We start from the raw sequence: 23,538 nt of genomic DNA, 5'->3' as shown, positions 1-23,538 counted from the left end.
GGGGCGCGCCATGGGCCAGAAGGCGAAGTTCGGCATCAAGAAGCGCGAGAAGGGCATCAACGTGACGCCCTTCGTCGACGTGCTGCTGGTGGTGCTGGTGATCTTCATCCTGACCAGCAACGCCTCCATCCCCGGTATCGAGGTCAACCTGCCGAAGGCCAGCAACAGCGTGGCACTGGAGAAGCCGAAGATCAAGGCGATCACCATCGACCCCAGTGGCCAGGTGTTCCTGGATGCCTACCCGGTGACGATGGCCGAGCTGGAAGACCGCCTGCGCACCGAGCGCGCGACCACGCCGGATTTCCCGGTGATCGTGCGCGGTGACGCGCAGGTGCAGTACGCCCGGGTGGTCGAGGTGCTGGACCTGCTGCGGCGCCTGGAGCTGGCTCAGGTCGGCCTGGTCACTGGCAAGGCGCAGGGCTGAGGCATGACCGCCCATCAACCCCCTCGGCCGGAGCCCGGCATGCGTGGTCGCCCGTTGCTGGTGACCGTCGCGCTGGTGCTGGTCGCGTTGCTGGTGCTTGGCGTCGCGCTGTGGTGGCTGTTGTTCAAGGACACCGCAAGCACCCGCCGGCCGGTGGTGCAGCCGCCGATGCTGGCGTTGCCGCCACCGCCTCCGCCACCCCCGCCGCCGCCGGAGAAACCGCCGGAACCGGAAACGCCGCCGGAAGAGGCGATGCCCGAACCGGAGCCGCTGGATCAGCCGACGCCGGCCGAAGAGCCGACGCCGACCCCGGACAACAGCGATCCGGTGACGATGAACGCCGACGCGCAGGCCGGTGGCGACAACTTCGGCATCCAATCCGGCAGTGGTGGCGGTTCGTCCGGTGTCGGTCGTGGCGGTGCCGGCAACGCCACCTATGGGCGCTACCTCGGCTACCTGATGCAGCAGGCGATCTCGCGCGACGACAAGGTCAAGCACCTGGCGTTCCAGTTGCAGGTGAATGTGTGGCTGGCCAGCGATGGTCGCCTGGAAAAGGTCGAGCTGGTGCGTGGCAGTGGCAACGAGGAGGCCGACGCGGCCGTGCTCGATGCACTGCGTCGCATCGGCAAGGTCGACCAGGCACCGCCGCCGTCGCTTGATTTCCCCGCCCGCGTCCTGATCCAGGGCCGCCGGCCCGGGGCCTGATTCCCGACCTCCGTGATTTCCCTTCTTCCGATGAGAACCGTGATGAACGACCACGTCCGTGCACGAACCGACTCCCGCCACCCGCGGCCGGCCCGACGGGCGCTGCTGTGCTGCGCCGTGCTGCTCAGCCTGGCCGCCCCGGCCGGCGCGATGGCCGCCGAAACCACCATGGTCAAGCTGATCAAGGGGCTGATCGCCAGCGGTGCACTGAAACCCGAAGACGGCCAGGCATTGCTGGTGCAGGCGCAGGCCGAAGCAGCGGCGTTGCAGCGCACCGCGGCCGCCGGGACACCGGCCGCCAGTGGTGGCGTGGCCCTGGAGGCCGGTGACGTGCGCGTGCCGTACGTACCGCAGAGCGTGCGCGACGGCATTCGTGACGAAGTGCGCCAGGAAGTGATGACGCAGGCCAGGTCCGAGGGTTGGGCGGCGCCGAACGAAGTGGCTGAGTGGACCAAGCGCATCAAGGTCACCGGTGACATGCGCGTGCGCAGCGAGTCGCGCTTCTTCTCCGAACGCAACAGCGACATCGTCAGCAACTGGTCGTCGATCAATTCCGGCAACGGCTTCGACACCAACACCAACACCAACCTGCAGCTGCCACCGCTGCTGAACACCCGCCAGGACCGCCGCAACCTGTGGCGCATCCGCGCCCGCCTCGGCATCGAGGCGACCATCGGCCAGCACACCACGGCCGGCGTGCGCCTGGCCAGCGGCAGCAGCAATGGCCCGGTGTCAACCACCGAGCAGCTGGGTGGTGGCCTGAGCAAGAAGGACGTGTGGCTGGACCAGGCTTGGCTGGCCTACAGCCCGGCCGACTGGGTGACGGTGCGCGGCGGCCGCTTCGGCAATCCGTTCTGGACCAGCGATACGCTGTTCTCCAACGACCTGAACTTCGATGGCCTGGCCGCCAACCTGCAGTACGACTTCGGCGGCGGTGACCTTGGCCTGTTCGGCAATCTGGCGGTGGTACCGCTGGAGTACACCTCCGACAGCGCGCCCAGCCAGAGTCGGGTCAAGACCCCGAACGAGAACAAGTGGCTGTCCGGTGCACAGGTCGGCGTGAACTGGCGTTTCAACGATGACAACGCGCTGCGCGCCGCGCTGGGTTACTACGACTTCAAGAACATCAGCGGCCGCCTGTCCTCGCCGTGCGCGCTGTATGCGGGCGCGGTGGGCTGCGACACCGACTGGTCGCGCCCGGCGTTCATGCAGAAGGGCAACACCCTGATGCTGATCCGCGACATCGCACGCAACCCGCTGGATCCAGCCAACACGCCCACCCCGCAGTACGTCGGCCTGGCCTCGGCATTCCGCCTGGCCACGCTGAACCTGCGCTGGGATACGCAGCTGGCCCAGGGCATCGGCCTGCGCCTGGACGGCGACTACATCCGCAACCTGGCCTACGACAAGCAGGCGATGTTCAGCCGCGCCAACAACGGCATCGTCAACAACTACGGCGCCGGTGGTACCGCCAGCATCGACACCTTCCGCAGCGGCGACACCGCCTGGATGGTGCAGGCCACCTTCGGTGCCACCGACCTGAAGGAGAAGGGCCAGTGGCAGGCGCTGCTGGGCTACAAGCGCATCGAGGCCGATGCGCTGCCGGACGCCTACAACGACCCGAACTTCCACCTCGGGGGCACCAACGCCCGCGGCTACTACGTGGGCGGCGCCTACGCGCTGGACGCGCGCAGCTGGATCAGCGGCAAGTGGATGGCGGCCAAGGAAGTGTCCGGTGCTCCACTGTCGATCGATGTGTTCCAGCTGGAGTTCAATACCGGGTTCTGAGTGACGGCGTGATGTGGATCACGTAGTGCGTGGCGGGGGCGCAGCGATGCGCCCGTCTAGGGAAAGGAGACCACGCGCTGCACATAAGGAGGAGTGGATGAGCCGTCGCAAGCTGTTCGAAAGTTCCGAACCGTCCAGCCGATCGCTGGGCATCGGCCCGGCCTATGTCTCGGTGGAGGGGCTGCGCCAGCACCTGGCGGAGTTCCTGCTGTATGCAGGCCGGCCGGTGGTGATCATGCGCGGGCGCAGCGAAGTGGGGTATTTCCTGCCAGCGCGCTGCTGGCGCCAGCGTGACGATGATCCGCTGGCCGCCGCCGCCGCCGACGAGCTGCTGGACGCGGCCGGGTTCCAGGCCGAGGATATCCAACAGGTAGAGCAGGAATTCAACGCGATGCGCCAGCGCACCGTGCTGCATTCACGGCGTTGAGCCTTTTGTAGATACCGTGTTGCCCTTGCCTAGGCAAGGGCGCCGTCAGGCTCAAATGGGCGGCCGCTTTTCAGTACGCCCCAAACCAGATGGATGAGCTTGCGCATCACCGCACACATGACGACCTTGAAGGGCTTCCCTTTCGCGCTGAGCCGGTCTGCAAAGGACTTCAGCCTGGGGTTGTAGGTCTTCCCGGTCAACGCCGGCATGTACAGCTTTTTGCGGAAATTGGCGTCGCCCACGCGTGATATGTGGGATTTGCCTTCGTAGTTTCCTGATTGACGCTGGGCCGGATTCAGGCCTGCGTGGGCAACCACCTGGCGCACGTCGCTGTATTTGCTTAGATCCCCCAGCATGGCCAGCAGCTGGGCACTGCTGGTGTTGCCTACACCGGGAATGCTGGTAAGCAGGTGATGACGCTGGCGCAGGTCCGGATCGTTATCGATATGGTCCTCAATCGCCTTCTGGACCTGCTTGATCTGCTCCTCCAGCGTCTGGATCACATCCTTGATCCCTTGCTGGACCGAGATGTCGGCAACGTCCAGGCGATTGCGCTCCATCTGCAGCATTTCCTGGAGGTCATCTCGACGCCGTACCAAGGCACGCAGTTTCACCTCCGAGGGGGTCGGCGGAACGTAGGGATGCAACTTCTCCGAGCGCTGCGCCTCAAAGAACCGGGCAATCAGCTTGGCATCGCTGCGGTCCGTCTTGGTCCGGATGCCCTCCGCCTGTCCAAACGCCTTTACCCGGGCGGGATTGGCCACATGAACCACCACCCCTGCTTCCACCAAGGTTCGCGCCAAAGCTTCGTGGTAGATACCGGTGGCCTCCATGCCTACCGCCGCGTTCGGCGCATGCTTGGCGCGCCAAGCAAGAAGCTCATTAAAGCCCTTGGCTGAATTGGGGAGTTTGGCCTTGGTTCGATATTTGCCATCAGGCAGCGGCAAGGCGATATCAAAGGTCGCCTTGGCAGCGTCGATGCCGATAAATTGCATGATTTCGCTCCAGCTTGAACTTACGATCGTGATCGGAAGCCGCCAGACTTGCCCTTGTGAGTACAGGCTCTCACCCAAGGGTGGGCCTAAGATACCGTTCAAGTTCCAAGGCGGTGTCAGGCCGCCGACGCGCTGAATCTACTTTGCAAGCTCAAAGGCTTAAGAGCCGAGGCAGCGTCATCGGAGCCTCCCGGGTCACCGGGGAATTGTGCCTGATCAGGGCACCATCCGAGACACAAGAGCCGAGCCCATGCTCGGCTTCTCACTGGGGAGCCGAGCATGGGCCTGGCTCTACAGTAGATCCACGCCATGCGTGGATGGGGTTACGCAGCACCCCCGCGCTCACTGGTGATGCGTGCACCTTCGCGCATCACCAGGGTCTTCTCCGCCACTTCCAGCGCTGGCATGCAGCACGCGGTGCACGTGGAAACGGCCATCCTCGTCACGTTCCGAGCGCAGCTCGGCATGGAAGCTGCCATGCCGGAGTGAATGCGCCGCGGCTGCGATCTTCATCTATCATCACGCGCCCTTGTAGCCCGGTTCGCGCATCCTACGGCTGTTGCGGCGGAGGTGGGCCGCGTGTATCGAGGAGCGCCGGTCGTGCTGGAAGCGGGCAACAAACCAGAAGGCCTGAAAGGGTTGAGAGTACTGGTGGCGGAAGATGAATTCGCCATCGCGATGTTCCTGGTGGACTACCTGGAGCTGAAGGGCGCGCAGGTGGTGGGGCCGGCCGGGGACCTGCAGGCACTCGGCCGGCTGCTGGATGACAACCCCATCGATGTGGCCCTGCTGGACATCAACCTGGGCGGTGAACAGGTGTACCCGCTGGCCGACCGGCTGGCCGAAGCGGGTACGCCGTTCATGCTGACCTCTGGCTACGATGACAACCTGCCCAGCCGCTTCGCGGATGCGCCCCGCTGCACCAAGCCCTATCACATCGAGGCCCTGGTCCAGCAGCTGGCGGGACTGGTGGCGACGCCGCAGGCCCCTGCGGGCATCGCCTGATTGCGCGGCATGTCGCGCCGCACCGAAGGCCTCCGGGCCGTTGAGCGCCCGGCAGGCATGCCGCCGTCGCTGCAGGCCCATGCGCGCCATGACGGCATGGCCGCCCGCATTGCCCGGCACGACTGGTCAGGCACGCCATTGGGTGCGATCGAACAATGGCCGCCGCACCTGCGCGCCACCGTCGACCTGATGCTTGCGCACGGCTTCCCGATGATTGTGCTGTGGGGCGAGCAGCTGGTGCAGCTCTACAACGATGGCTATGCCGAGATCCTGGCTGACAAGCATCCTGGCGGACTGGGCCAGCCGACGCGCGAGTGCTGGCCCGAGGTCTGGCACATCAATGGCCCGATCTACCAGCGTGTGTGGCAGGGCGAGACCATCACCTATGAGGACAAGCTCTATCCGCTGGCGAGACGGGGGCGCTTGGAGGATGTCTGGTTCACCATCACCTACAGCCCCATACGCGGAGAGGACGGGTGCATCAACGGCGTGCTGGTGACCATGTTCGAAACGACCGCTGCGCACGTCGCGCAGGCGGCCCGCGAACGCGAGGAACAGAAGCGCCGTGAGAGCGACCGCCGGTTGGCGCTGGCCTTCAAGGTGCTGCCGGTGGGTGTCTGCATTGTCGACGCCGACGGCAACCTGCAGCTGTCCAACGACCAGATGCGGACCTATCTTCCCACCGGCAAGGTGCCCTCCACGGATCGCCCCAACCATTACCGGTGGCAGGGTACGCATCCCGATGGCTCGCGCATCGAACCCCACGATTTCGCCATCGCCCGCGCCCTGCGGGGGGAGACGATGGTCCCGGGCCTGGAGTTCCAGTTCATCCATGACGACGGGCGCGCGCGCTGGACACGCGTCGCCGCCGCACCGTTGCGTGATGCCGATGGCGGGGTGAGTGGCGTGTTCGCGATCGCCGTGGACATCGACGATCTCAAGCGTGCCACCGAGCGCCAGTCGGTGCTGCTGGCCGAACTGCAGCATCGGGTGCGCAACATCATGTCGACCATCCATGCCATTGCCTGGCGGACCCGCGTATCGGTCGGCAGCGTGGACGAGTATGCCGAGCGCCTGTGCGCGCGGCTGATGTCACTGGCGCGCACGCAGAGCCTGTTGACCCGCGGCGCCAATGTAGGGGTCTGCCTGCGCGGCATGCTCGAGGAGGAGATCGCGGCGCAGGCACCGGCGGCCGCTGCCTGTCACCTGCAGGGTGAGGATGTGCTGTTACCACCGAAGGCGGCCGAAGTACTGTCGCTGGCCATCCATGAGCTGGCCGCCAATGCGCTCCGGCACGGCGCGCTGGCCCACGAGGACGGGCGGGTCGATGTCTGCTGGCAGCTGCAGGTGCAGGACGGGCAGCCGTGGCTGGGCCTGCACTGGTGCGAGCGCCATGCCGAGGTGGAGGGGTGGGAGATGCCACGCCAGCGTGGCCTGGGGCGGGTCCTGATCGAGCAGCGGGTGCCCTATGAACTGGCCGGCAGCGGCGAGCTGCGCTTTACCCCGCAAGGCCTGGATGCCTGGATCCGCTTCCCGCTGCGCGATCGCGACAGCCTGCTGCAGACCGACGCCCCGGACACCGGGCTGCCTGGGTAAAAGGGCATTTATCTCCAATTTGGCCAAATTGGGTATAGTGGTTCCCATCCGCCCCGCTTGGAGCCGTGCCATGACCCTGCCGCTGGATCTGCCTGGCCTCGAAAAGGCCCCGGCCTCGTCGGTGAAGACCCGCGGCTGGCCGAGCCTGATGCGCACCGTGCGCGAAAAGCAGGCGCTGGTCATCACCAACCACAATCACCCGGAAGCGGTGATCGTGGACATCCGCACCTACCAGGAACTGCTGGCCAAGGCCGCTGGCGGCGATGCCGGTGAGCGCAACGAGGAACTGCAGCGCCTGCGCCGCGAGTTCGACCAGACCCTGGCCGGGCTGCAGCGCGGTGAAGGGCTGGGCAAGGTGCTGGGCCAGCCGATCCGGCGCGGCCGCAAGGTCACCCTCGGCCGCCCGCTCTGATCGATGGGACGCATCCTGGCGCTGGCCGGTGTCAATGGCGCCGGCAAGAGTTCGCTGCTGGGCACCTGGCTGGACGCCGAAGGGCTGAGCTGGTTCAACCCGGACGCGTTCACCCGTCGCCTGGTCGACGCCGGCTGGTCGCTGCCGGAGGCCAACGCCGAGGCATGGCAGGAAGGCACCCGCCGCCTGCGCCAGGCCATGGCCGAGGGCACCGACTTCGCCTTCGAGACGACGCTCGGCGGCAACACCATTCCGCGCCTGCTGCGTGAGGCCTGCGAACGGCATCAGGTGGCGATCTGGTTCTGTGGGCTGGCCGATGTTGAGCTGCATATCGCCCGTGTTGCTGCGCGGGTGGCCGCCGGCGGCCATGACATTCCAGTCGAGAAGATCCGCGCGCGTTTCGATTCCGCGCGCGCGAACCTGCTGGAGCTGCTGCCGCACCTGGCCGAGTTGCACGTCTACGACAACAGCGCACCGGCCGACGCGCAGGGTTGCGTGGTGCCGCTGCCGGTATTGGCCATGGCTGCAGGCGAACTGCAGTACCCGATTGCCGTAGCCGACCTGCTGCACACGCCCGGCTGGGCCAAGCCCATCGTGATGCGTGCAATGGAATCGAACACCCCGCGCGATTGAGGGCGCGTGCGTTGTAGAGCCGAGCCCATGCTCGGCTGATTCCCCCGAAGGGCAGCCGAGCGCGGGCTCGGCTCTACAACGCCGGCTTCACCTGCTCGGGCTCGGCAACATCCGGCAGCGGCGGCAAGGTCGGGTCCACCGTCACCGGCACATCGCTCTTCAACAGCGCGGCCGCTTCCTTGTCGCTGCCGACGGCCGGCGGTGAACCGCGCAGCGGCAGGCCGGCGGTTTCCTTCACGAACAGCATGGTCACCAGGCCGATCACCGCCGCGCCCATCAGGTAATAGGCCGGCACCAGCGGGTCGCCGGTACGCTCCACCAGCCACGCGGTCACCAGCGGCGTGGTGCCACCGAACAGCGACACCGACACATTGAAGGCGATCGACAGCGCGCTGTAGCGCACCGGGGTGTAGAACAGCGCCGGCAGCGTGGACGGCATCGAGCTGGTGAAGCACACCAGCGCCAGCCCCAGCAGCATCAGGCCCAGGAAGATCAGCCCGTCGTTGCCGCTACCGACCAGCAGCAGGCATGGAATGGCCAGCACCAGCAGCGCGATGCACGCACCGATGATCATCGGGCGCCGGCCCAGCCGGTCACTGAACAACCCGCCGACGATGTTCAGCGGCATCATCACCAGCATCACGATGATGATCAGCAGCAGGCCCTTGCTCTCGGCATAGCCCATGGTGACGCTGAGGTAGCTGGGCATGTAGGTCAGCAGCATGTAGTCGGTGACGTTGAACACCAGCACCAGGCCCATACATACCAGCAGCTGGCGACCGTGTACCTGGAACAGCGCGCCCAGCCCCGGCCGCTCGTGCTCACGCTTCTCGGCTTCCTCGGCGAAGGCGCGGAACGCCGGTGTTTCCTCCAGCTTCATACGCATGTACAGGCCGAGCAGGCCCAGCGGGCCGGCCACCAGGAACGGAATGCGCCAGCCCCAGTCCAGCATCTGTTCGCTGCTCAATACCATGTGCAGCGCGGTCACGGTACCGGCGCCGGCGATATAGCCGCCCAGCGTGCCGAACTCCAGCCAGCTGCCCATCAGGCCGCGGTTGCGGTCGGTGGAGTATTCGGCGATGAAGGTCGCCGCTCCGCCATATTCACCGCCGGTGGAAAAGCCCTGCACCACGCGTGCGAGCAGCAACAGCACCGGTGCCCAGATACCGATGCGCTCATACGAGGGAATCAGGCCGATGGCAAACGTGCCCAGCGCCATCAGGATCATGGTGAACGCCAGCACTTTCTGGCGGCCGTAGCGATCACCCAGCGGGCCGAACACCAGACCGCCCAGCGGCCGTACCAGGAACGCCACGGTGAAGGTGGCGAACGCGGCGATCACCTGCGCAGTGGGATTGCTGGACGGGAAGAACACCTGGCCGATGGTGACGGCCAGATAGCCGTAGACACCAAAGTCGAACCACTCCATGGCATTGCCAAGTGCGGCCGCGCCGACGGCGCGCTTGAGCATGGGCTTGTCGACGACGGTGATCTCATCGACCTTCAGGTGGCGGCGGCGTTTGAACCAGCCGAAATGGGCGTGTGCCTCGGGGGTGTCCTGCATGGGGCTCCCTTGTAAGTGGAAGAGGTGAATAGACGGTGGGCTAGGTCCCGGAAATCGGAAACGGCGATGCAGGCGCAGGTGGCGCAGGGGCATCGGTGAGTGGCGTGGGGGCCGGGGAATGTGTGCAGGCACGACGCCACGCGCACGGCAAAGCACCGGCGTAACAGTGGACATGCGGAAACAGACCGGTGCAGCCGCGCAATCAGCGGCCAGCGGTCACATCAGCGTGGGAATGCAGGCAGAGCGCCTGCGGGCGTCATCCGCCGGGATCCAGCGCGAGGCGGTGGAAGGGCAGGGCGGGAGCCATCGTGGCAAGCGAAGCGCCGGTCGGCAGTGCTTCCCACGTAACAGGTGCGCCCGTCACGTAGTGGGTCGTGTCGATCATCCGTTCATGATAACGGCATCGGCGTGAGCATGCAGAGAAGCCGGCTGATCTGCACGCTGTGTTCCATCACGCCTGTTCATCCGCGCAGCGTGCAATGACATGCGTTGAACGAACTCTGGCCGCAGCGCTCACGCCATGCTGTCTACGGTGGGGGTGAATGCAATAGCGCAATCGAAAAGGAGCACCGCATGACCCGTCGCATTCCCGAAGGTACGCTGATCATCGTCGCTGATGGTGGTTCGGCCCGCGTGTTCACCAATGTTGGCAGCGAACACCAGCTGACCCTGAAGCAGGAAGGCGAACTGCGCCTGCAGGACATCAGCGAGCAGGGTGTCTCCGGGCAGGGGCCGGCCGGCGCGGTGCCGAAAGACATGTCCATTTCGCAGCTCAACGAGGCGACGTTCGCCAAGCAGGTGGCGGAGCAGTTGAACGAAGATGCGCTCAACAACCGCTTTGCACACCTGGTGCTGGTGGCAGACCCCACCACGCTGGGCCGTATCCGCCCGCTGCTGCACAAGGAAGTCCAGGCCCGCCTGCTGGGCGACATTGCCAAGGACCTGACCAACGCCCCGCTGGCGGATATCCAGAATGCGTTGGGGGCGTAGAACTCCGGAGCCTGGAAGATGCGTGGCGGGGGTGCCCTGCAGGGCGCCAGAGATTTGACGCTTGGCCTGCGTTTCCCACCTGAAGGGCGACTGCCAAGCCTGCAGAAGATGGCGTACTGCCCGTGCGTGTGCGATGACTGTTGTCATGCATTTCAATTGCAAGCAACATCCTGTTTGGCAGTCGCGGGGATGATGAACCTGACACAGGTGTCGGGGAGCAGCAGCGCCGCACGGGTAGGCACCATCATGGAAAGACTTTGTCTGGGCAGGGCGCAGAGTGGCACGGATGATTCCCGGTTCCGGACCGGTGGAGACAGGCAGTCGAGGCGAGCGGCACGTGTACCAGTTGCTGAAGGAGCAACTGGACGACGACTTCGTGATCATCCACAGCCTGCCTTGGCTGAACGAGGCAGTTCGAAACATTGGGCAGGGCAGGGAGTTGCCATCGACCGGAGAGATCGACTTTCTGGTGCTTCATGCCGATCTCGGTATCCTGGCGCTGGAGGTGAAGGGCGGCATCCACCATCTGCAGAATGGAGAGTTCGTTTACCTGCAGACGGGGAAGCCGACCTATGCAGTCTCTCAATCAAGGCGGAATACACACGGACTGGCACGATGGCTGGGAGACGATCCGTCGTTGCGCTTCAGGATCGGATATGGCCTTGTGTTCCCGCACAGCGACTTCGAGTATGCGGATCTTCCCCCTGCGCTTACAGCAAACAATGACGGGCGCAGCAGCTCGTTGCTGATCTCCAAGCCTGATCTCGATTCGATTGGGCAGGCAGTGATTCGTTTGATGGGTTTCTGGAAAGGAGGCTGCGCCGCACCCGTGCTGGGGGCACGGATGGATGCCTTGGTGGCTCGTCTGTGCCCAGGCTATGACGGAGCACCAAGCTGGGCGTCGCGTGTACTTTGGGATGGCAAGGTCTGGCTTCGGCTCACGCCTGAACAGTCACGAGTCATCGATGTGGTTGAGAAGCGCAAGCGGACCGTCGTGAAAGGGTGGCCGGGCACGGGGAAGACAGTGGTGCTGATCGAGTCCGCCAGACGTGCAGCGCTTCAGGAAAAGCGTGTTCTGGTGCTGGTCTTCAATGCACTCCTGAGCCGCTACATTGCCGGTGAACTGAACAATGCACCGCAGGTTCAGGTGGCAACCTGGTATGGATTCTGTGCGGGTGCAACTCCGGCCAGCAAGGTCTCAACGTCCAAGGCCGAAAAAGACCAGTGGCTGGCATCAGGTGCGTTTGAGGACGTCCAGACGGCGGCGTCACGTGGCGCTCTGGCTGCGTTCGACGTCATCCTCATTGACGAGGCGCAGTCCTTCGCGCGCGAGTGGATCGAGTGGTTGTGCAGCTGGCATAAGGGCGCGCTGCTTGCGTTCTGTGACTTCAGTCAGGTGTTTTCGTTCGAGCGTGATCGGGTAACCCAGCAACAGCTTTGCCAGGCCGTGGGAGATCCTTCTCCCTTCCAGATGACGATTGCCCTCCGCTCGCCGCGCGAAGTCTATGAGCGGTTGCAGTTGGCAGTACCACCTGATGTGCAGCTTTCACTACCGCGGGACGCCGAAAGCCATGGATTGCGTGAATTGGTGGAGGCGCCTGCAACGGACGCCTTGCAACGGATAGTTGCCGAGTATGTGGCCGGAGGACTTCAGCGTGAGGACATCGTGGTCCTGGTCAAGACAGAGGAGGACGGGAAATGCCTGCAGAATGCCAGCTATCGCACTGAGATCCTGTCACGATTCCGCGGCATGGAAGCGCCGGTCGTCATTGTGATGTGGGCCGATGCGATGTCCGATGCAGAGCTGTTCTGTGCATACTCTCGTGCCACCACCGCGTGTACTGCCATCTACGATGCAGAGAACGTCGGCGCCCGTGGTGTTCGTGGTGCATTCGAGCCCGCATTTCTTGGCGTGCCAGCGTTGAGCGACGCGATCCGGAGTGCGAGGAAGCGCGCTGCCTCCGCCGAAATTATCGGAAGGGACGACGAGGTCACCTGGCAGCCCACGAAGACGATCCGCCTAGCGCACATACCACGATGGCAGGGTTGGGGCTTGGAGTTGCAGGGAGCGATGGCCCAGGCATGGTGGAAGGTTCTGGACGAGTGGCGCGTTGCGCCGCTGTACGTCTGGAAGATCAGTACATTGCGTACGGTCCAGTTGTCCGTCGCTCCCGAGCGCGACGATGGACGGCGCATTCCATGGATGGGACGCGAGTTGATCCATTGCAGCACGTGCAAGGGCATCACTCCCCACCTTCGCTCGCTGAGGCAGGATTCTTCGATCATTGATCACTGCAGCCCATGTTGCGGATTCGATGTGTTTCCATCCAATGCTGCCGAAGCGTTTCTCGAGCGGATACTGCGAGTGGATGCGCTTCTCGCGCGTGAATCAAAGAAGCTGACTGCTGCGGAGCGGAAGGACGTTCCCTGGCGCTTGGCGGTGGCTGCCATCTATCAGGCCTTGCAGGCAGATCATCCTCATCGGCTTCCTGTGGAAATTCCCTCGGCGGGAGGATTGCCGATGTATCAGTGCGCCTTGACGCTAATCCTTGCCCTTGTTGCAAAGCTTGGCCCGAATGCCCTGATCGAAACGGACCACGTGGCCGAGAAGTACTTCGGGCGCTACCAGCAGCCAGTGGATCTGACTCTCCATTCCTGGAAGGCGCACATGGCGGCTGCGGGGAACGTCGCCTGCCAGCGCGGGTTCCTCGTCAAGCAGCCGGGTGCCAGCAAGACCTACAAGGTGGCGGCGGAGGACGTGCTTCGACGGCTCGCGGGCTCGCCCTAGAGCCAGAGTTGGAGAGCCGCACTGCAGCATGCGACAGAGCAGGCCCGGTGCTAGGATCCGACTACCACCTGAATCGATCCAAATGCCGATGCCCACGCTGGACCGTCGTCTCCTGATCGCTTTCGTCGCGACCGCCATGCTTGCCTCCGGGGCGGTGCTGGCCGCCCCGTCGAAATCCGCCGCCGAACGCGCCTATGCCTCGGTCGACCCGTTCATCGGAACCGGGGGGGAGGGCCATACCTATCCCGGCGCCACGGTGCCGTTCGGCATGGTCCAGCTCAGCCCGGACACGCGCATCCAGCCACGGGAAAAGGCCTATGGCTGGGCAGCGGGCTATCGCTACGACGACAGGAGCATCGTCGGTTTCTCGCACACGCATTTTTCCGGCACCGGTCATTCGGACCTGGGCGACATCCTGCTGATGCCGTTCACCGGCAACCCCGGGCTGGAGCGGGGTGATCCGGAGAAGCCGCGCAGCGGTTACGCCTCACGGTTCCGCCACGCTGACGAGAAGGCCGAGCCGGGCTACTACGCAGTCACCCTTGATGACTACAAGGTGCGTGCCGAGCTGACCACCAGTGCGCGCGTGGGCGTGCATCGCTATGCCTTCCCCAAGGGCACCGACGCCAAGGTGCTGCTGGACATGCGTACCAGCATGTATGACTACCCGGGCAAGGTGCTGTGGTCGCGGGTACGGGTGCGCGCCGATGGCACGGTGACCGGCTTCCGCGAGACGCGCGGCTGGGCGCCGGGTCGCCAGCTGTACTTCGCGATGCGTTTCTCGCGGCCGCTGGCCGGACATGAGCTGCACAACACCGAGCAGGACATCGTCTACAAGGGCTTCCCGCCGCCGGGTGAGAAGGATCCCGCGCAGCGCGCCCAGATCGAGGGTCGTCAGCTGGTTGGTACGTTCGCTTTCGGCAAGCTAGATGCACCGCTGGTGGTGAAGGTGGCGATCTCACCGGTGAGTGAAGCGGGTGCCATCGCCAACCTCGACGCGGAAGTGGCCGACTTCGATTTCGACCGCGTGCGTGCACAGGCGAAGCAGGAGTGGACGCAGGCACTGTCCGTGCTGGACATTGACGCGCCGGAACATGCGCGGCGCAGTGCCTATACCGCGCTGTACCACACGATGCTGGGGCCGACGCTGTTCATGGATGCCGATGGCCAGTACCGCGGCGCGGACAATGCCGTGCACAAGGCCGATGGCTTCACGCACTATTCGACGTTCTCGCTGTGGGACACCTACCGCGCGCTGCACCCGCTGCTGACCTTGGTGCAGCCGGGAAAGCGCAACAGCGACTTCATCAACTCCATGCTGGCCCACCACGAGCACAGCCCCTACGGCATGCTGCCGGTGTGGTCGTTCCACGGCCTGGAGGACTGGTGCATGATCGGCTACCACGCCGTGCCGGTGATCGCCGATGCCTACGTGAAGGGCATTCGTGGCTTCGATGCGGACAAGGCTTTGAACGCGATGGTCGAGACCGCGAACTACGGCCCGTATGATGGCATCGCGCAGTACCGCGAGCTGGGCTATGTGCCGATCGACGAGGAAGGTGAAGCGGCCAGCAAGACGCTGGAGTACGCCTTCGACGACTGGACCATCGCACGCATGGCGCAGGCCATGGGCAAGGCCGATATCGCGGCGACCTTCGACAAGCGCGCAGGCAACTGGCGCAATGCCTTCGACAAGGACACCGGCTTCATGCGCGCGCGCAAGCGCGATGGCAGCTTCCGCACGCCGTTCGACCCCAGCGCCAGCGGCTACGGCACCGACTACACCGAAGGCAACGCCTGGCAGTACTCGTGGTACGTGCCGCAGGACGTCGCCGGCCTGGCCGCCGCGCACGGGGGCAGCGACAAGCTGCTCGCGCGCCTGGACGAGGTGTTCAACGCCAAGGTGGATCCATCGATCTTCGAGCACATGGAAGACATCACCGGCCTGATTGGCTGGTATGCGCACGGCAACGAGCCGAGCCACCACGTGGCCTACCTGTATTCGTATGCCGGCCAGCCGTGGCGCGCGCAGGCGCGCCTGAAGCAGATCATGGACACCCAGTATGCCGACCGCCCCGATGGCCTGGCCGGCAATGATGACGTTGGCCAGATGTCGGCCTGGTATGTGTTCACCGCGCTGGGCTTCTACCCAGTGGCGCCGGGCTCGGGCGAGTACATCCTGGGCCGTCCGTTCCTGCCGAAGACCGCGATGCGTCTTCCGAACGGCAAGACGTTCACCATCGTGGCCGAGGGTCTGGATGACAAGCACACCTATGTGGGCAGCGTGACGTTGAATGGCAAGCCGCTGCAGCGTACCTTCCTGCGCCACGACGAGATCCTGGCCGGTGGCGAACTGCGCTTCAGCATGCAGGCCGAGCCGAACAAGGACTGGCCGGGGCAGGGCGCGCAGGCGCCGTATTCGATGAGCCGGTGATGCGCACGTGGTAGGTGCCGACCTTGGTCGGCACGCTTCACGGGTGACCTGATACCTGTAGAGCCGAGCCCATGCTCGGCTCAGGCACCGTGCCAAAAGCAGCCGAGCATGGGCTCGGCTCTACAAGGGCAATTCGACAAAGGTCAACGAAACCGCAACCCCACCCGCGCACCGCCGATCGGGGCGGTATCAATCATCAAGGTCGCGCCATGTCGCTGCGCGATCTCGGCCACAATCGCCAGCCCCAGCCCGCAGCCGTCGCCCTCGCTGCTGGCCCGGTAGAAGCGTTCTGTGACGCGCGCGCGTTCGGCTTCGGCGATGCCGGCGCCGTCATCGTCCACCCATACCTGCACGCCGTCGGTTCCCTGCCGAACGCCGAGGGTGATGACTCCGGGCGTGGCGCCATAGCGCAGCGCGTTGTCCAGCAGGTTGCCCAGCGCCTCGCGCAGCAACTGCGGATCGCCCTGTACCTGCACGCCGTCGTCGGGTCCGTCGTAACCCAGGTCAACGCCCGCCACCAATGCGCGGTCGGCATAGCGCTCGACCACGCCACGCGCGAGCGCGGCCAGATCCAGAGGCTGCAGCGGCAGTGCGCTGCCCTGTGGATCTTCCGAGCGGCTGAGCATCAGCAGCTGGTTGACCAGGTGCTGCAGCCGTGCCAGCCCGGCCAGCGTGCCGGACAACGCCAGCTGCTGGGCCTGCGGATCCTGGTGGCGGAGTGAGCTCTCCAGCTCCACCTGCATTGCCGCCAGCGGCGTGCGCAGCTGGTGCGCGGCATTGCTGACGAAGCGCCGTTGCGCGGCCTGCATGGCGTCCAGTCGTTGCAACAGTGCGTTGTAGGCCTCCACCGCCGGCCACAGCTCGCGTGGCGCCTCCTGCGCGGGTTCCAGGGGCGCCAGTGGGTCCGGGCGGGGGCTGGCCAAGCGCCGCGCCACCTGGTTGGCATGGCGCGCGGCCGCGCCGGTCCCGGACCAGGCCAGCCACGCGGCCAGCGTGAGGATCGCAGCCTGGAACGGGATGCTGGTCAGCAGCAGCTTGCGCTCCAGCCGGTGGCGCTTGCGCAGCGTCTCGGCTACGCGCAGCCGGATATCGTGGCCCGGTCCGGCACTGACGAGGACTTCGACCATGCGCACCGGCTGCCCGCGCAGGCGCGCATCGTAATAAACCGCGTCGTCGCTTGATGCGGCGGTGGCCGGGCGCGGCAGCGCTTCGGCCAAGTCGCCATACAAGCGTCCACCCGCAGCATCGACCACTTCGCCATGCACTTCGTCGGCGGTGTCCCAGCTGAACATACGTGACACCGCGGGCGTGATCTCGATCGAGGCATGACCCTCCTGCACCGTCACCAGCTCGGACAGGGACATCGCCGAGTCCAGCAGCCAGCGGTCATAGACCTGACCGGCGTAGAAGCGCGCCAGCGCGAAAGAACCCACAGCGCTGCACATCAGCAGCACCAGCAGTGGCAGCCACAGGCGGCGCAGCAGCAGGCTCCGCAGGCTGTGCACGCGCTCAGTCACCGCTGGCCTCCAGGCGATAACCCAGGCCACGCAGCATGCGGATGCCGACGCCGGCACGCGCCTGTTCCAGCTTGCGGCGCAGGCGACTGACATGCACTTCGATCACCGACAGGTTGGCGTCGTGGTCCCAGCTGTACAAAGCGTCGAACAGGCGCTGCTTGGTCACGGTGCGGCCGGGATGCTGCATCAGTGCCTCGACCAGCGACAGCTCGCGGGCGGTCAGTTCGATGCGCTGGCCGTCCACCTGCGCCTCATTGCGGATGCTGTCGAAGCACAAACGGCCCAACCGCTTCTGCGCCGGTGCGTCGCTGCGGCGGCGCGACAGAGCACGCAGGCGCGCTTCCAGCTCGCCCAGTGCGAACGGTTTGGCGAGATAGTCGTCGCCACCCCGGTCGAGGCCGAGGATGCGGTCCTCCACGCCGTCGCGCGCCGTCAGGATCAGCACCGGCAGGATCACACCGTCGTTGCGCAGGCGCGAGAGCAGGTCGAGGCCATCGACGTCGGGCAATGAAAGATCGAGCACCATCACGTCATACGGCGCGCTGGCCAGTGCAGCCGGCGCGTGCAGCCCACGCGAAAGGTGGTCGCACAGATGGCCGGCGCCCTGCAGGGCGCGGATCAGTCCATCGGCCAGGGCGGCGTCGTCTTCGATCAGCAGGATTCGCATTGCAAGCTTCGTGCAAGGTTGGGGCAAGATTGGCGCAAGTGCGTCACCTTACCGTGACGCGCATGAATTTCTCCCCTTGCCTTGCGGCTGTGTTGGCCGCCCTTTCGTGCGCACCTGCGGCGTCGGCACTGTCCCTGCAGGAGGCGCAGCGCGCCATGGAAGCACACAACCCGGACCTGCGTGTGGCGGCACTGGCGCTGCGTGGCGTGCAGGGCGACGCGCAGACGGCGGCGCTGCGTCCAGCGACCGAGCTGTCGATCGGCACCAGCAAGCTCAGCCCCAGGCACGGCGTCGGCCCGGGCCGCTGGCAGGACAAGCGGATGGACAGCACCGTGGGCCTGGGCTGGACCTGGGAACGCGGTGGCAAGCGCGCGTTGCGTATCCGCCAGGCCGATGCGCTGCTGGAGGTGGCCGGGCTGGAGATGCTCGATGCGCGGCGTCGCCAGCAGGTGGCGCTGCATGAGGCCTACTTCGGCCTGAAGCGCGCGCAGGAGCGGGTGCAGATTGCCGAGGCCAACCGCCAGAGTTCGGCCGAACAGATGGCGGCAGCCGACAAGCAGGTTGCCACCGGGGCGATGGCGCCGGTGGATCGCGCGCGTCTGGCGGTGGACGACCTGGCGGTGGCCGACGCGGCGCGCGAGGCGGCCCTGGATCTGCGCGATGCGCGGCACGCGCTGGGCCTTCTGCTCGGGCGTGACGACAGCGGTGACCTCAGCGCCGATGACCCCTGGCCGGACCTCGCAGGCGTTGCCGCAACGCGCGCGTTCGATCCGCAGCAGCGTGCCGATCTGCGCGCAGCGCGTTCGCGCCTGGCCGCGGCCGATGCCGGTGTAGCACTGGCGCGCAGCGAGCGCCATCGCGATGTCCAGCTGGGTATGGAAGCCGAACGCGAGCCGACCGACATCAGCGGTGTGACCTGGGGCGTGTCGTTGACCATTCCACTCGGTGGCCCATCGCGTGCACGCGGCGCGATGCAGCGTGCCGAGGCCGACCGTGATAGTGCGGCGCTGGAACTGCAGGTGCTGCAGCGCGAAGCGCGCGCCGAGCTGGACCAGCTGCAGGCCGGCGCGCAATCCGCCGCGCAGCGCCGCAGCGACTACGAAGGACTGCAGTCCGACGCCGCGCGCAAGGCGGTACAGGGCATCGAACTGGCCTACCGCCGTGGTGCCGCCAGCCTGACCGATCTGCTGGATGCGCGCCGCAGTTGGCGCGAATTCGAGGCCGCGTTGATCGAAGCGCGTGCCGACCATGCCATTGCCCTGGCGCGCTGGGAAGCGGCCACATCCGTTGTTGAAGGAGCGTCCCGATGAAGTCCACCGTCGCCCGTCGCCTGCGTGCGCGACATGCCGTGCTGCCGGCCCTGCTGGCGCTGGCCCTGCTGGGCGGCTGCGGCCGCGAACCGGCGTCGTATACCGAGGACGCGCCGCAGGTCAGTGCCGGCCAGATCCAGTTTCCAGCCGGCAGCCGCCAGCTGGACGTGCTGCGCAGCGAGGCGGTGACCGCCGGCGCCAGCGCCAGCCTGCAGCTGCCGGGCCGGGTGGCCTGGGACGAGACACGCTCCAGTGCACTGCGCACGCCGTTGCCGGGTCAGGTGGCGCGCATCGAGGCGCAGCCGGGGCAGAGAGTGAAGGCAGGGCAGGTCATCGCCTGGATCACCTCGCCGGAGTTCGGCCAGGCCCAGGCAGAGGGCGCGCGTGGCCGTGCCGAACTGCAGCAGGCACGCAAGGAGCTGGAGCGCACCCGCGAGCTGCACGCCGCGGGAGTGGCGTCGGGCCGTGAACTGGATGAAGCCGAAGCGAACCTCGCTGGCAGCCAGGCTGATCATGCACGTGCGACTGCCTTCGCCAGGGCCTACGGCAATGGCCAGCGCGTGGACCAGCGCTTGCCGCTGCGCGCGCCCATTGATGGCGTGCTGGTGGAGCGGCGGATGAACCCGGGCATGTCGGTCAGTCCCGACAGCGAGCAGCCATTGGCAGTGATCGGCGATCCGGACCGCCTGTGGCTGCTGCTGGATGTTCCTGAAAGCCTGGCAGGGCGGTTGAAGGCCGGCATGCAGGTGAGCGTGCCCGGCGCCGATGGACAGCCGCTGCAGGCGACCCTGCAGCACGTGGATGACTTCATCGACAGTGAGCGCCGCGTGGTGCAGGCGCGTGCCGAGCTGGACAACCGCGCACGTGGCTTCAAGGCCGGGCAGTACGTACGCGCCCAGGTGGCGTTGCCGTCCGAGGGCGGTGTCTCGCTGCCCGACGCCGCGGTGTTGCTGATCGACGGAAAGCAGGTGGTGTTCGTGGAGGAAGGCAAGGGCCGCTTCGCGCGCCACGCGGTGCACGCCGAGGAGCTGGGTGACGGCCGCCTGTGGGTGCGTGAAGGCCTGGCGCCGGGCAGCAGAGTGGTCGTCGAGGGTGGCCTGCTGCTGCAGCAACTGGTCGACAGCGCGCCAGCCGCCGCCAGCGCCGGCACGGGGCATGCCGCGCCATGATCGATCGCCTGATTGCCTATTGCCTGCGCCAGCCGCTGATGGTGATGCTGGCGCTGCTGCTGTTCATCGGCGCTGGCATCGCCGCGTTCCGCGTGCTGCCGGTGGAAGCCTTCCCGGATGTGTCCGACACCCAGGTGACGGTGGTGTCGCTGCACCCGGGCCGTGCCGCCGAAGAGGTCGAGCGCGAGGTGACGATGCCGCTGGAAGTGGCGCTGTCTGGCATTCCGCATTCGGTGCGGGTGTTCTCGCATACGCAGTTCGGCCTGTCGATGATCATCCTGACCTTCGACGACAAGGCCGATGACTACTTCGCACGCCAGCAGGTGCTGGAGCGCCTGCAGGGCGTGGAGCTGCCGGAAGGGGTGACCCCGGAGCTGGAGGCGATGAGCTCGGCGGTGGGCGAGATCTACCGCTATGTGCTGAAAGGCCCGCACCTGACCCCGACCCAGCTGCGCACCGTGCAGGAATGGACGATGGAGCGTAGCCTGCGCACCGTTCCTGGAGTGGCCGATGTGATCAGCTTCGGTGGCTTTGCGCGCACCTTCCAGGTCAAGCCGGATTTGGACAAGCTGCGTGACCGCGGCATCAGCCTCGGTGAGTTCGCCGAGGCGCTGGAGAAGGGGAGTTCGAACGCGGGCGGCGGCTATGTGGAACGCGGCCAGCAGCAGTTCCTGATCCGTGGTGTGGGCCTGATGCGTTCGCCGGCCGACATTGGCAACGTGGTGGTGGCGCAGCGCGGTGGCACGCCAATCCTGGTACGCGACCTTGCCGGTATCGCCGATACCGGCCTGCCCCGGCAGGGCCTGGTCGGCCAGGATGACAATGACGATGCGGTGTTCGGCATGGTGCTGATGCGCAAGGGCGAGAACCCGTCCGACGTGCTCGACGCCCTGCACGCGCGCATCGCCGAGATCGAAGCGAACCAGCTACCGGCCGGGGTCAGCATCGAGCCGTTCTACGACCGCTCGTGGCTGGTGTCGACCACGTTGAAGACCGTGTTCCGCAACCTGCTTGAAGGCGCGGTGCTGGTGTTCCTGGTGCTGTGGTTGTTCCTGTACAACGCCCGCGCCGCGCTGATCGTGGCGGCGATGATGCCGCTGGCCCTGCTGTCGACCTTCCTTGGCCTGCATCTGTGGGGCGTACCGGCCAACCTGTTGTCGCTGGGTGCGATGGACTTCGGCATCATCATCGATGGCGCGGTGATCGTGACCGAACACATCGTGTCGCGGCTGTCGAAGCTGCCGCCGAACGCTGACAGGAAGACGGGCTTCTCTACCGTACTCTCGGCAGCCTCCGAAGTGGGGCGCCCAACGTTCTTCTCGATGCTGATCATCATCGCCGCACACATCCCGATCTTCACCCTGCAGCGCCAGGAGGGCCGAATGTTCGCGCCGATGGCGTACTCGGTGACCTCGGCGTTGATCGGTGCGTTGATCCTCGCACTGACCGTGGTGCCACTGTTCTGCTACTGGTGGCTGCGCCGCGACCGCATGCGCGATGGCAATCCGCTGATGGACCGCCTGACCGGCGGGTACAAGCCGATCCTGGAGCGTGCATTGGCCCGCCCGCGTGCGGTGGTACTGACCGCAGTTGCGCTGCTGGTCGGCACGCTGGCATTGGGCACCCGGTTGGGTTCGGAGTTCCTGCCCGAGCTGGACGAAGGCTCGATCTGGCTGACCGCCACGCTCGACCCGAGCACCAGCCTGGGCGAAGCGCAGCAGCAGTCGCGGCGCATCCGTGAGCTGGTCGGCACCTTCCCGCAGGTATCGACGGTAGTGGCCAAGCTGGGGCGCCCGGAAGATGGCTCCGACGCCAAGGGCGCCAACCAGATCGAGGCGCTGGTGGCACTGAAACCCGAGAAGGAATGGCCGAAGGGCGTGGACAAGCGACAGCTGGTAAGCGACCTTCAGCGCATGCTGGAGCAGCGCATTCCGGGGCCGGAGTTCTCGATCTCGCAGCCGGTGCGCGACAACATCCTGGAGAGCATCTCGCAGATCAAGGGCCAGGTGGTGATCAAGGTCAGCGGCTCGGACCTGGATGTACTGAACCAGCACGCGCAGGCGATCCTGGGGCAGGTGCGTGGCGTGGAGGGCGTAGAGAGTGCCTTCATTGATCGTGACGGCTCATTGCCGCAGCTGCAGATCGAGATCGACCGCGATCGTGCGGCACGCTATGGACTGAATGTGCGCGACATCGACGAGGTGATCGAGACCGCACTGGGCGGGCGCCAGGTTGGTGAACTGTGGGAAGGTGACCGCAGGTTCCCGATCACGCTGCGCCTGGACGACGCCGACCGTGACCTGCAACGGTTGCGCACGGTGCCGGTGGGCATTGGCGATGGCCACACCGTGACGCTGTCCGACGTGGCCGAGTTCCGCATGGCCAGTGGCGCGATCAACATCTCGCGTGAGAACGCACGGCGGGTGAAGGCGGTGAGCATCTTCATCGCCGGCCGCGACATGGGCAGCGTGGTGGCCGACATGCGCAAGCGCGTGGACGCCAGCGTGCAGCTGCCGGACGGCTACCGGCTGGAGTGGTCTGGCGAGTTCGAGAACCAGCAGCGTGCGATGAAGCGGCTGGGCTGGGTGATTCCGCTGTCGGTGCTGATCATCTTCGTGCTGCTGTTCGATGCCTTCAAGGACATCAGCAGCGCTGCGCTGATCCTGGCCAACGTGCCACTGGCGATGATCGGCGGCATCCTCGCCCTATGGCTCACTGGCATCGCGCTGTCAGTGTCGGCGGCGATCGGTTTCATCGCGTTGTTCGGGCAAGCAGTGCTGAACGGGGTGGTGATGCTCAGTCGCTTCGCCCAGCTGCGCGAGCAGGGCATGGACCTGCTGCAGGCGGTGGTACAGGGTTCGCTGCAGCGCCTGCGCACGGTGCTGATGACCGCACTACTGGCGATGTTCGGCCTGCTGCCGATGGCCACCTCGCATGCGATCGGTGCCGAGACCCAGAAGCCGCTGGCGGTGGTGGTGATCGGCGGCCTGCTGTCGGCGATGCTGTTGACCCTGCTGGTACTGCCCACGCTGTACTACTGGGTACACCAGCGTCGCGAGGCCCATGGCGCCTGACCTGCCTGTAGCGCCGAGCCCACGCTCGGCTGCTTCTGGC

General features: G+C 65.9%; 18 protein-coding genes and 1 pseudogene. 14 read left to right on the top strand and 5 right to left on the bottom strand.

Features of this window, described 5'->3' with window-relative positions:
* The first annotated feature begins 10 nt into the window (after positions 1-10).
* The 4 genes from ACSYHF_RS11180 to ACSYHF_RS11165 all read left to right on the top strand — a co-directional run bounded on the left by ACSYHF_RS11180 (position 11) and on the right by ACSYHF_RS11165 (position 3,344).
* Positions 11-424 (top strand): ExbD/TolR family protein, encoded by a 414-nt coding sequence (locus tag ACSYHF_RS11180; protein WP_447575651.1) that lies wholly within the window; start codon positions 11-13, stop codon positions 422-424.
* Between the two features lie 39 nt (positions 425-463).
* Positions 464-1,129, top strand: a complete 666-nt coding sequence (locus ACSYHF_RS11175) for a TonB family protein (protein ID WP_447575650.1) — start codon at positions 464-466, stop codon at positions 1,127-1,129.
* A 42-nt stretch (positions 1,130-1,171) separates the two neighbouring features.
* On the top strand, positions 1,172-2,917 hold the full coding sequence (locus ACSYHF_RS11170; RefSeq protein ID WP_095377500.1) for a putative porin: 1,746 nt from the start codon (positions 1,172-1,174) through the stop codon (positions 2,915-2,917).
* Positions 2,918-3,014: 97 nt separating this feature from the next.
* Entirely contained in the window at positions 3,015-3,344 is a 330-nt protein-coding gene (locus tag ACSYHF_RS11165) for a hypothetical protein (RefSeq protein WP_053500994.1), read from the top strand.
* A gap of 29 nt (positions 3,345-3,373) precedes the next feature.
* On the opposite strand, the gene ACSYHF_RS11160 is transcribed toward ACSYHF_RS11165, so the two are convergent.
* On the bottom strand, positions 3,374-4,339 hold the full coding sequence (locus tag ACSYHF_RS11160) for an IS110 family transposase (protein ID WP_253137552.1): 966 nt from the start codon (positions 4,337-4,339) through the stop codon (positions 3,374-3,376).
* Positions 4,340-4,662: 323 nt separating this feature from the next.
* Positions 4,663-4,816: pseudogene (locus ACSYHF_RS11155) on the bottom strand (OsmC family protein); the annotation flags it as partial.
* A 123-nt stretch (positions 4,817-4,939) separates the two neighbouring features.
* Here ACSYHF_RS11155 and ACSYHF_RS11150 point away from each other — a divergent pair.
* From ACSYHF_RS11150 to ACSYHF_RS11135, 4 genes are all read left to right on the top strand, one after another.
* Positions 4,940-5,344: a response regulator gene (locus ACSYHF_RS11150; RefSeq protein WP_005416747.1), complete on the top strand. Its 405-nt coding sequence runs from the start codon at positions 4,940-4,942 to the stop codon at positions 5,342-5,344.
* 9 nt (positions 5,345-5,353) lie between these two features.
* Complete coding sequence (locus ACSYHF_RS11145) at positions 5,354-6,940, top strand: sensor histidine kinase (RefSeq protein ID WP_197598947.1); 1,587 nt, start codon at positions 5,354-5,356, stop codon at positions 6,938-6,940.
* A gap of 70 nt (positions 6,941-7,010) precedes the next feature.
* Positions 7,011-7,352, top strand: a complete 342-nt coding sequence (locus tag ACSYHF_RS11140; protein ID WP_005416745.1) for a type II toxin-antitoxin system prevent-host-death family antitoxin — start codon at positions 7,011-7,013, stop codon at positions 7,350-7,352.
* A 3-nt stretch (positions 7,353-7,355) separates the two neighbouring features.
* A complete protein-coding gene (locus tag ACSYHF_RS11135; RefSeq protein WP_447575649.1) occupies positions 7,356-7,985 on the top strand; it encodes an AAA family ATPase in 630 nt (209 codons plus the stop codon).
* 73 nt (positions 7,986-8,058) lie between these two features.
* On the opposite strand, the gene proP is transcribed toward ACSYHF_RS11135, so the two are convergent.
* Positions 8,059-9,549 carry a glycine betaine/L-proline transporter ProP gene (proP, locus tag ACSYHF_RS11130; RefSeq protein ID WP_329845964.1) on the bottom strand — a complete coding sequence of 497 codons (1,491 nt, stop codon included), beginning with the start codon at positions 9,547-9,549 and terminating at the stop codon, positions 8,059-8,061.
* A 573-nt stretch (positions 9,550-10,122) separates the two neighbouring features.
* Between proP and ACSYHF_RS11125 the strand changes: the two genes are divergently transcribed.
* The 3 genes from ACSYHF_RS11125 (at position 10,123) to ACSYHF_RS11115 (ending at position 15,761) form a co-directional block, all read left to right on the top strand.
* Positions 10,123-10,539 (top strand): baeRF12 domain-containing protein, encoded by a 417-nt coding sequence (locus tag ACSYHF_RS11125; protein ID WP_197598950.1) that lies wholly within the window; start codon positions 10,123-10,125, stop codon positions 10,537-10,539.
* Between the two features lie 337 nt (positions 10,540-10,876).
* Positions 10,877-13,327, top strand: coding sequence for an NERD domain-containing protein (locus ACSYHF_RS11120; protein ID WP_197598951.1), 2,451 nt, complete (start codon positions 10,877-10,879; stop codon positions 13,325-13,327).
* A gap of 82 nt (positions 13,328-13,409) precedes the next feature.
* Positions 13,410-15,761: a GH92 family glycosyl hydrolase gene (locus tag ACSYHF_RS11115; RefSeq protein ID WP_447575648.1), complete on the top strand. Its 2,352-nt coding sequence runs from the start codon at positions 13,410-13,412 to the stop codon at positions 15,759-15,761.
* A gap of 143 nt (positions 15,762-15,904) precedes the next feature.
* Here ACSYHF_RS11115 and ACSYHF_RS11110 read toward each other — a convergent pair whose 3' ends face one another.
* Both ACSYHF_RS11110 and ACSYHF_RS11105 read right to left on the bottom strand, forming a co-directional pair.
* Complete coding sequence (locus ACSYHF_RS11110; RefSeq protein ID WP_197598953.1) at positions 15,905-17,278, bottom strand: sensor histidine kinase; 1,374 nt, start codon at positions 17,276-17,278, stop codon at positions 15,905-15,907.
* Positions 17,271-17,945: a response regulator gene (locus ACSYHF_RS11105; protein WP_053500938.1), complete on the bottom strand. Its 675-nt coding sequence runs from the start codon at positions 17,943-17,945 to the stop codon at positions 17,271-17,273. Before ACSYHF_RS11105 ends, ACSYHF_RS11110 begins: the two co-directional genes overlap by 8 nt.
* Positions 17,946-18,007: 62 nt before the next feature.
* On the opposite strand from ACSYHF_RS11105, the gene ACSYHF_RS11100 reads away from it, so the two are divergent.
* From ACSYHF_RS11100 to ACSYHF_RS11090, 3 genes are read left to right on the top strand one after another with little or no spacing between them, the layout of a single operon-like run.
* Positions 18,008-19,255, top strand: coding sequence for a TolC family protein (locus ACSYHF_RS11100; protein WP_197598954.1), 1,248 nt, complete (start codon positions 18,008-18,010; stop codon positions 19,253-19,255).
* Positions 19,252-20,424 (top strand): efflux RND transporter periplasmic adaptor subunit, encoded by a 1,173-nt coding sequence (locus ACSYHF_RS11095; protein WP_447575647.1) that lies wholly within the window; start codon positions 19,252-19,254, stop codon positions 20,422-20,424. The genes ACSYHF_RS11100 and ACSYHF_RS11095 overlap by 4 nt, the downstream gene beginning before the upstream one ends.
* Positions 20,421-23,498 carry an efflux RND transporter permease subunit gene (locus tag ACSYHF_RS11090; protein ID WP_447575646.1) on the top strand — a complete coding sequence of 1,026 codons (3,078 nt, stop codon included), beginning with the start codon at positions 20,421-20,423 and terminating at the stop codon, positions 23,496-23,498. Before ACSYHF_RS11095 ends, ACSYHF_RS11090 begins: the two co-directional genes overlap by 4 nt.
* Positions 23,499-23,538 lie beyond the last annotated feature (40 nt).

Source organism: Stenotrophomonas maltophilia group sp. P373 (assembly GCF_053295075.1).
Note: the sequence above shows the minus strand (reverse complement) of the source record. Positions and strands in the feature narration are given on the sequence as shown.

What these genes read in the sequence shown, in the direction of transcription:
- ACSYHF_RS11125 (WP_197598950.1), top strand. Translation starts at nt 10,123, where the DNA reads ATGACCCGTCGCATTCCCGAAGGTACGCTGATCATCGTCGCTGATGGT.
- ACSYHF_RS11105 (WP_053500938.1), bottom strand. Translation starts at nt 17,945, where the DNA reads ATGCGAATCCTGCTGATCGAAGACGACGCCGCCCTGGCCGATGGACTG.
- ACSYHF_RS11180 (WP_447575651.1), top strand. Translation starts at nt 11, where the DNA reads ATGGGCCAGAAGGCGAAGTTCGGCATCAAGAAGCGCGAGAAGGGCATC.
- ACSYHF_RS11145 (WP_197598947.1), top strand. Translation starts at nt 5,354, where the DNA reads ATGTCGCGCCGCACCGAAGGCCTCCGGGCCGTTGAGCGCCCGGCAGGC.
- ACSYHF_RS11140 (WP_005416745.1), top strand. Translation starts at nt 7,011, where the DNA reads ATGACCCTGCCGCTGGATCTGCCTGGCCTCGAAAAGGCCCCGGCCTCG.
- ACSYHF_RS11170 (WP_095377500.1), top strand. Translation starts at nt 1,172, where the DNA reads ATGAACGACCACGTCCGTGCACGAACCGACTCCCGCCACCCGCGGCCG.
- ACSYHF_RS11135 (WP_447575649.1), top strand. Translation starts at nt 7,356, where the DNA reads ATGGGACGCATCCTGGCGCTGGCCGGTGTCAATGGCGCCGGCAAGAGT.
- ACSYHF_RS11115 (WP_447575648.1), top strand. Translation starts at nt 13,410, where the DNA reads ATGCCGATGCCCACGCTGGACCGTCGTCTCCTGATCGCTTTCGTCGCG.
- ACSYHF_RS11095 (WP_447575647.1), top strand. Translation starts at nt 19,252, where the DNA reads ATGAAGTCCACCGTCGCCCGTCGCCTGCGTGCGCGACATGCCGTGCTG.
- ACSYHF_RS11100 (WP_197598954.1), top strand. Translation starts at nt 18,008, where the DNA reads ATGAATTTCTCCCCTTGCCTTGCGGCTGTGTTGGCCGCCCTTTCGTGC.
- ACSYHF_RS11165 (WP_053500994.1), top strand. Translation starts at nt 3,015, where the DNA reads ATGAGCCGTCGCAAGCTGTTCGAAAGTTCCGAACCGTCCAGCCGATCG.
- proP (WP_329845964.1), bottom strand. Translation starts at nt 9,549, where the DNA reads ATGCAGGACACCCCCGAGGCACACGCCCATTTCGGCTGGTTCAAACGC.
- ACSYHF_RS11160 (WP_253137552.1), bottom strand. Translation starts at nt 4,339, where the DNA reads ATGCAATTTATCGGCATCGACGCTGCCAAGGCGACCTTTGATATCGCC.
- ACSYHF_RS11175 (WP_447575650.1), top strand. Translation starts at nt 464, where the DNA reads ATGCGTGGTCGCCCGTTGCTGGTGACCGTCGCGCTGGTGCTGGTCGCG.
- ACSYHF_RS11090 (WP_447575646.1), top strand. Translation starts at nt 20,421, where the DNA reads ATGATCGATCGCCTGATTGCCTATTGCCTGCGCCAGCCGCTGATGGTG.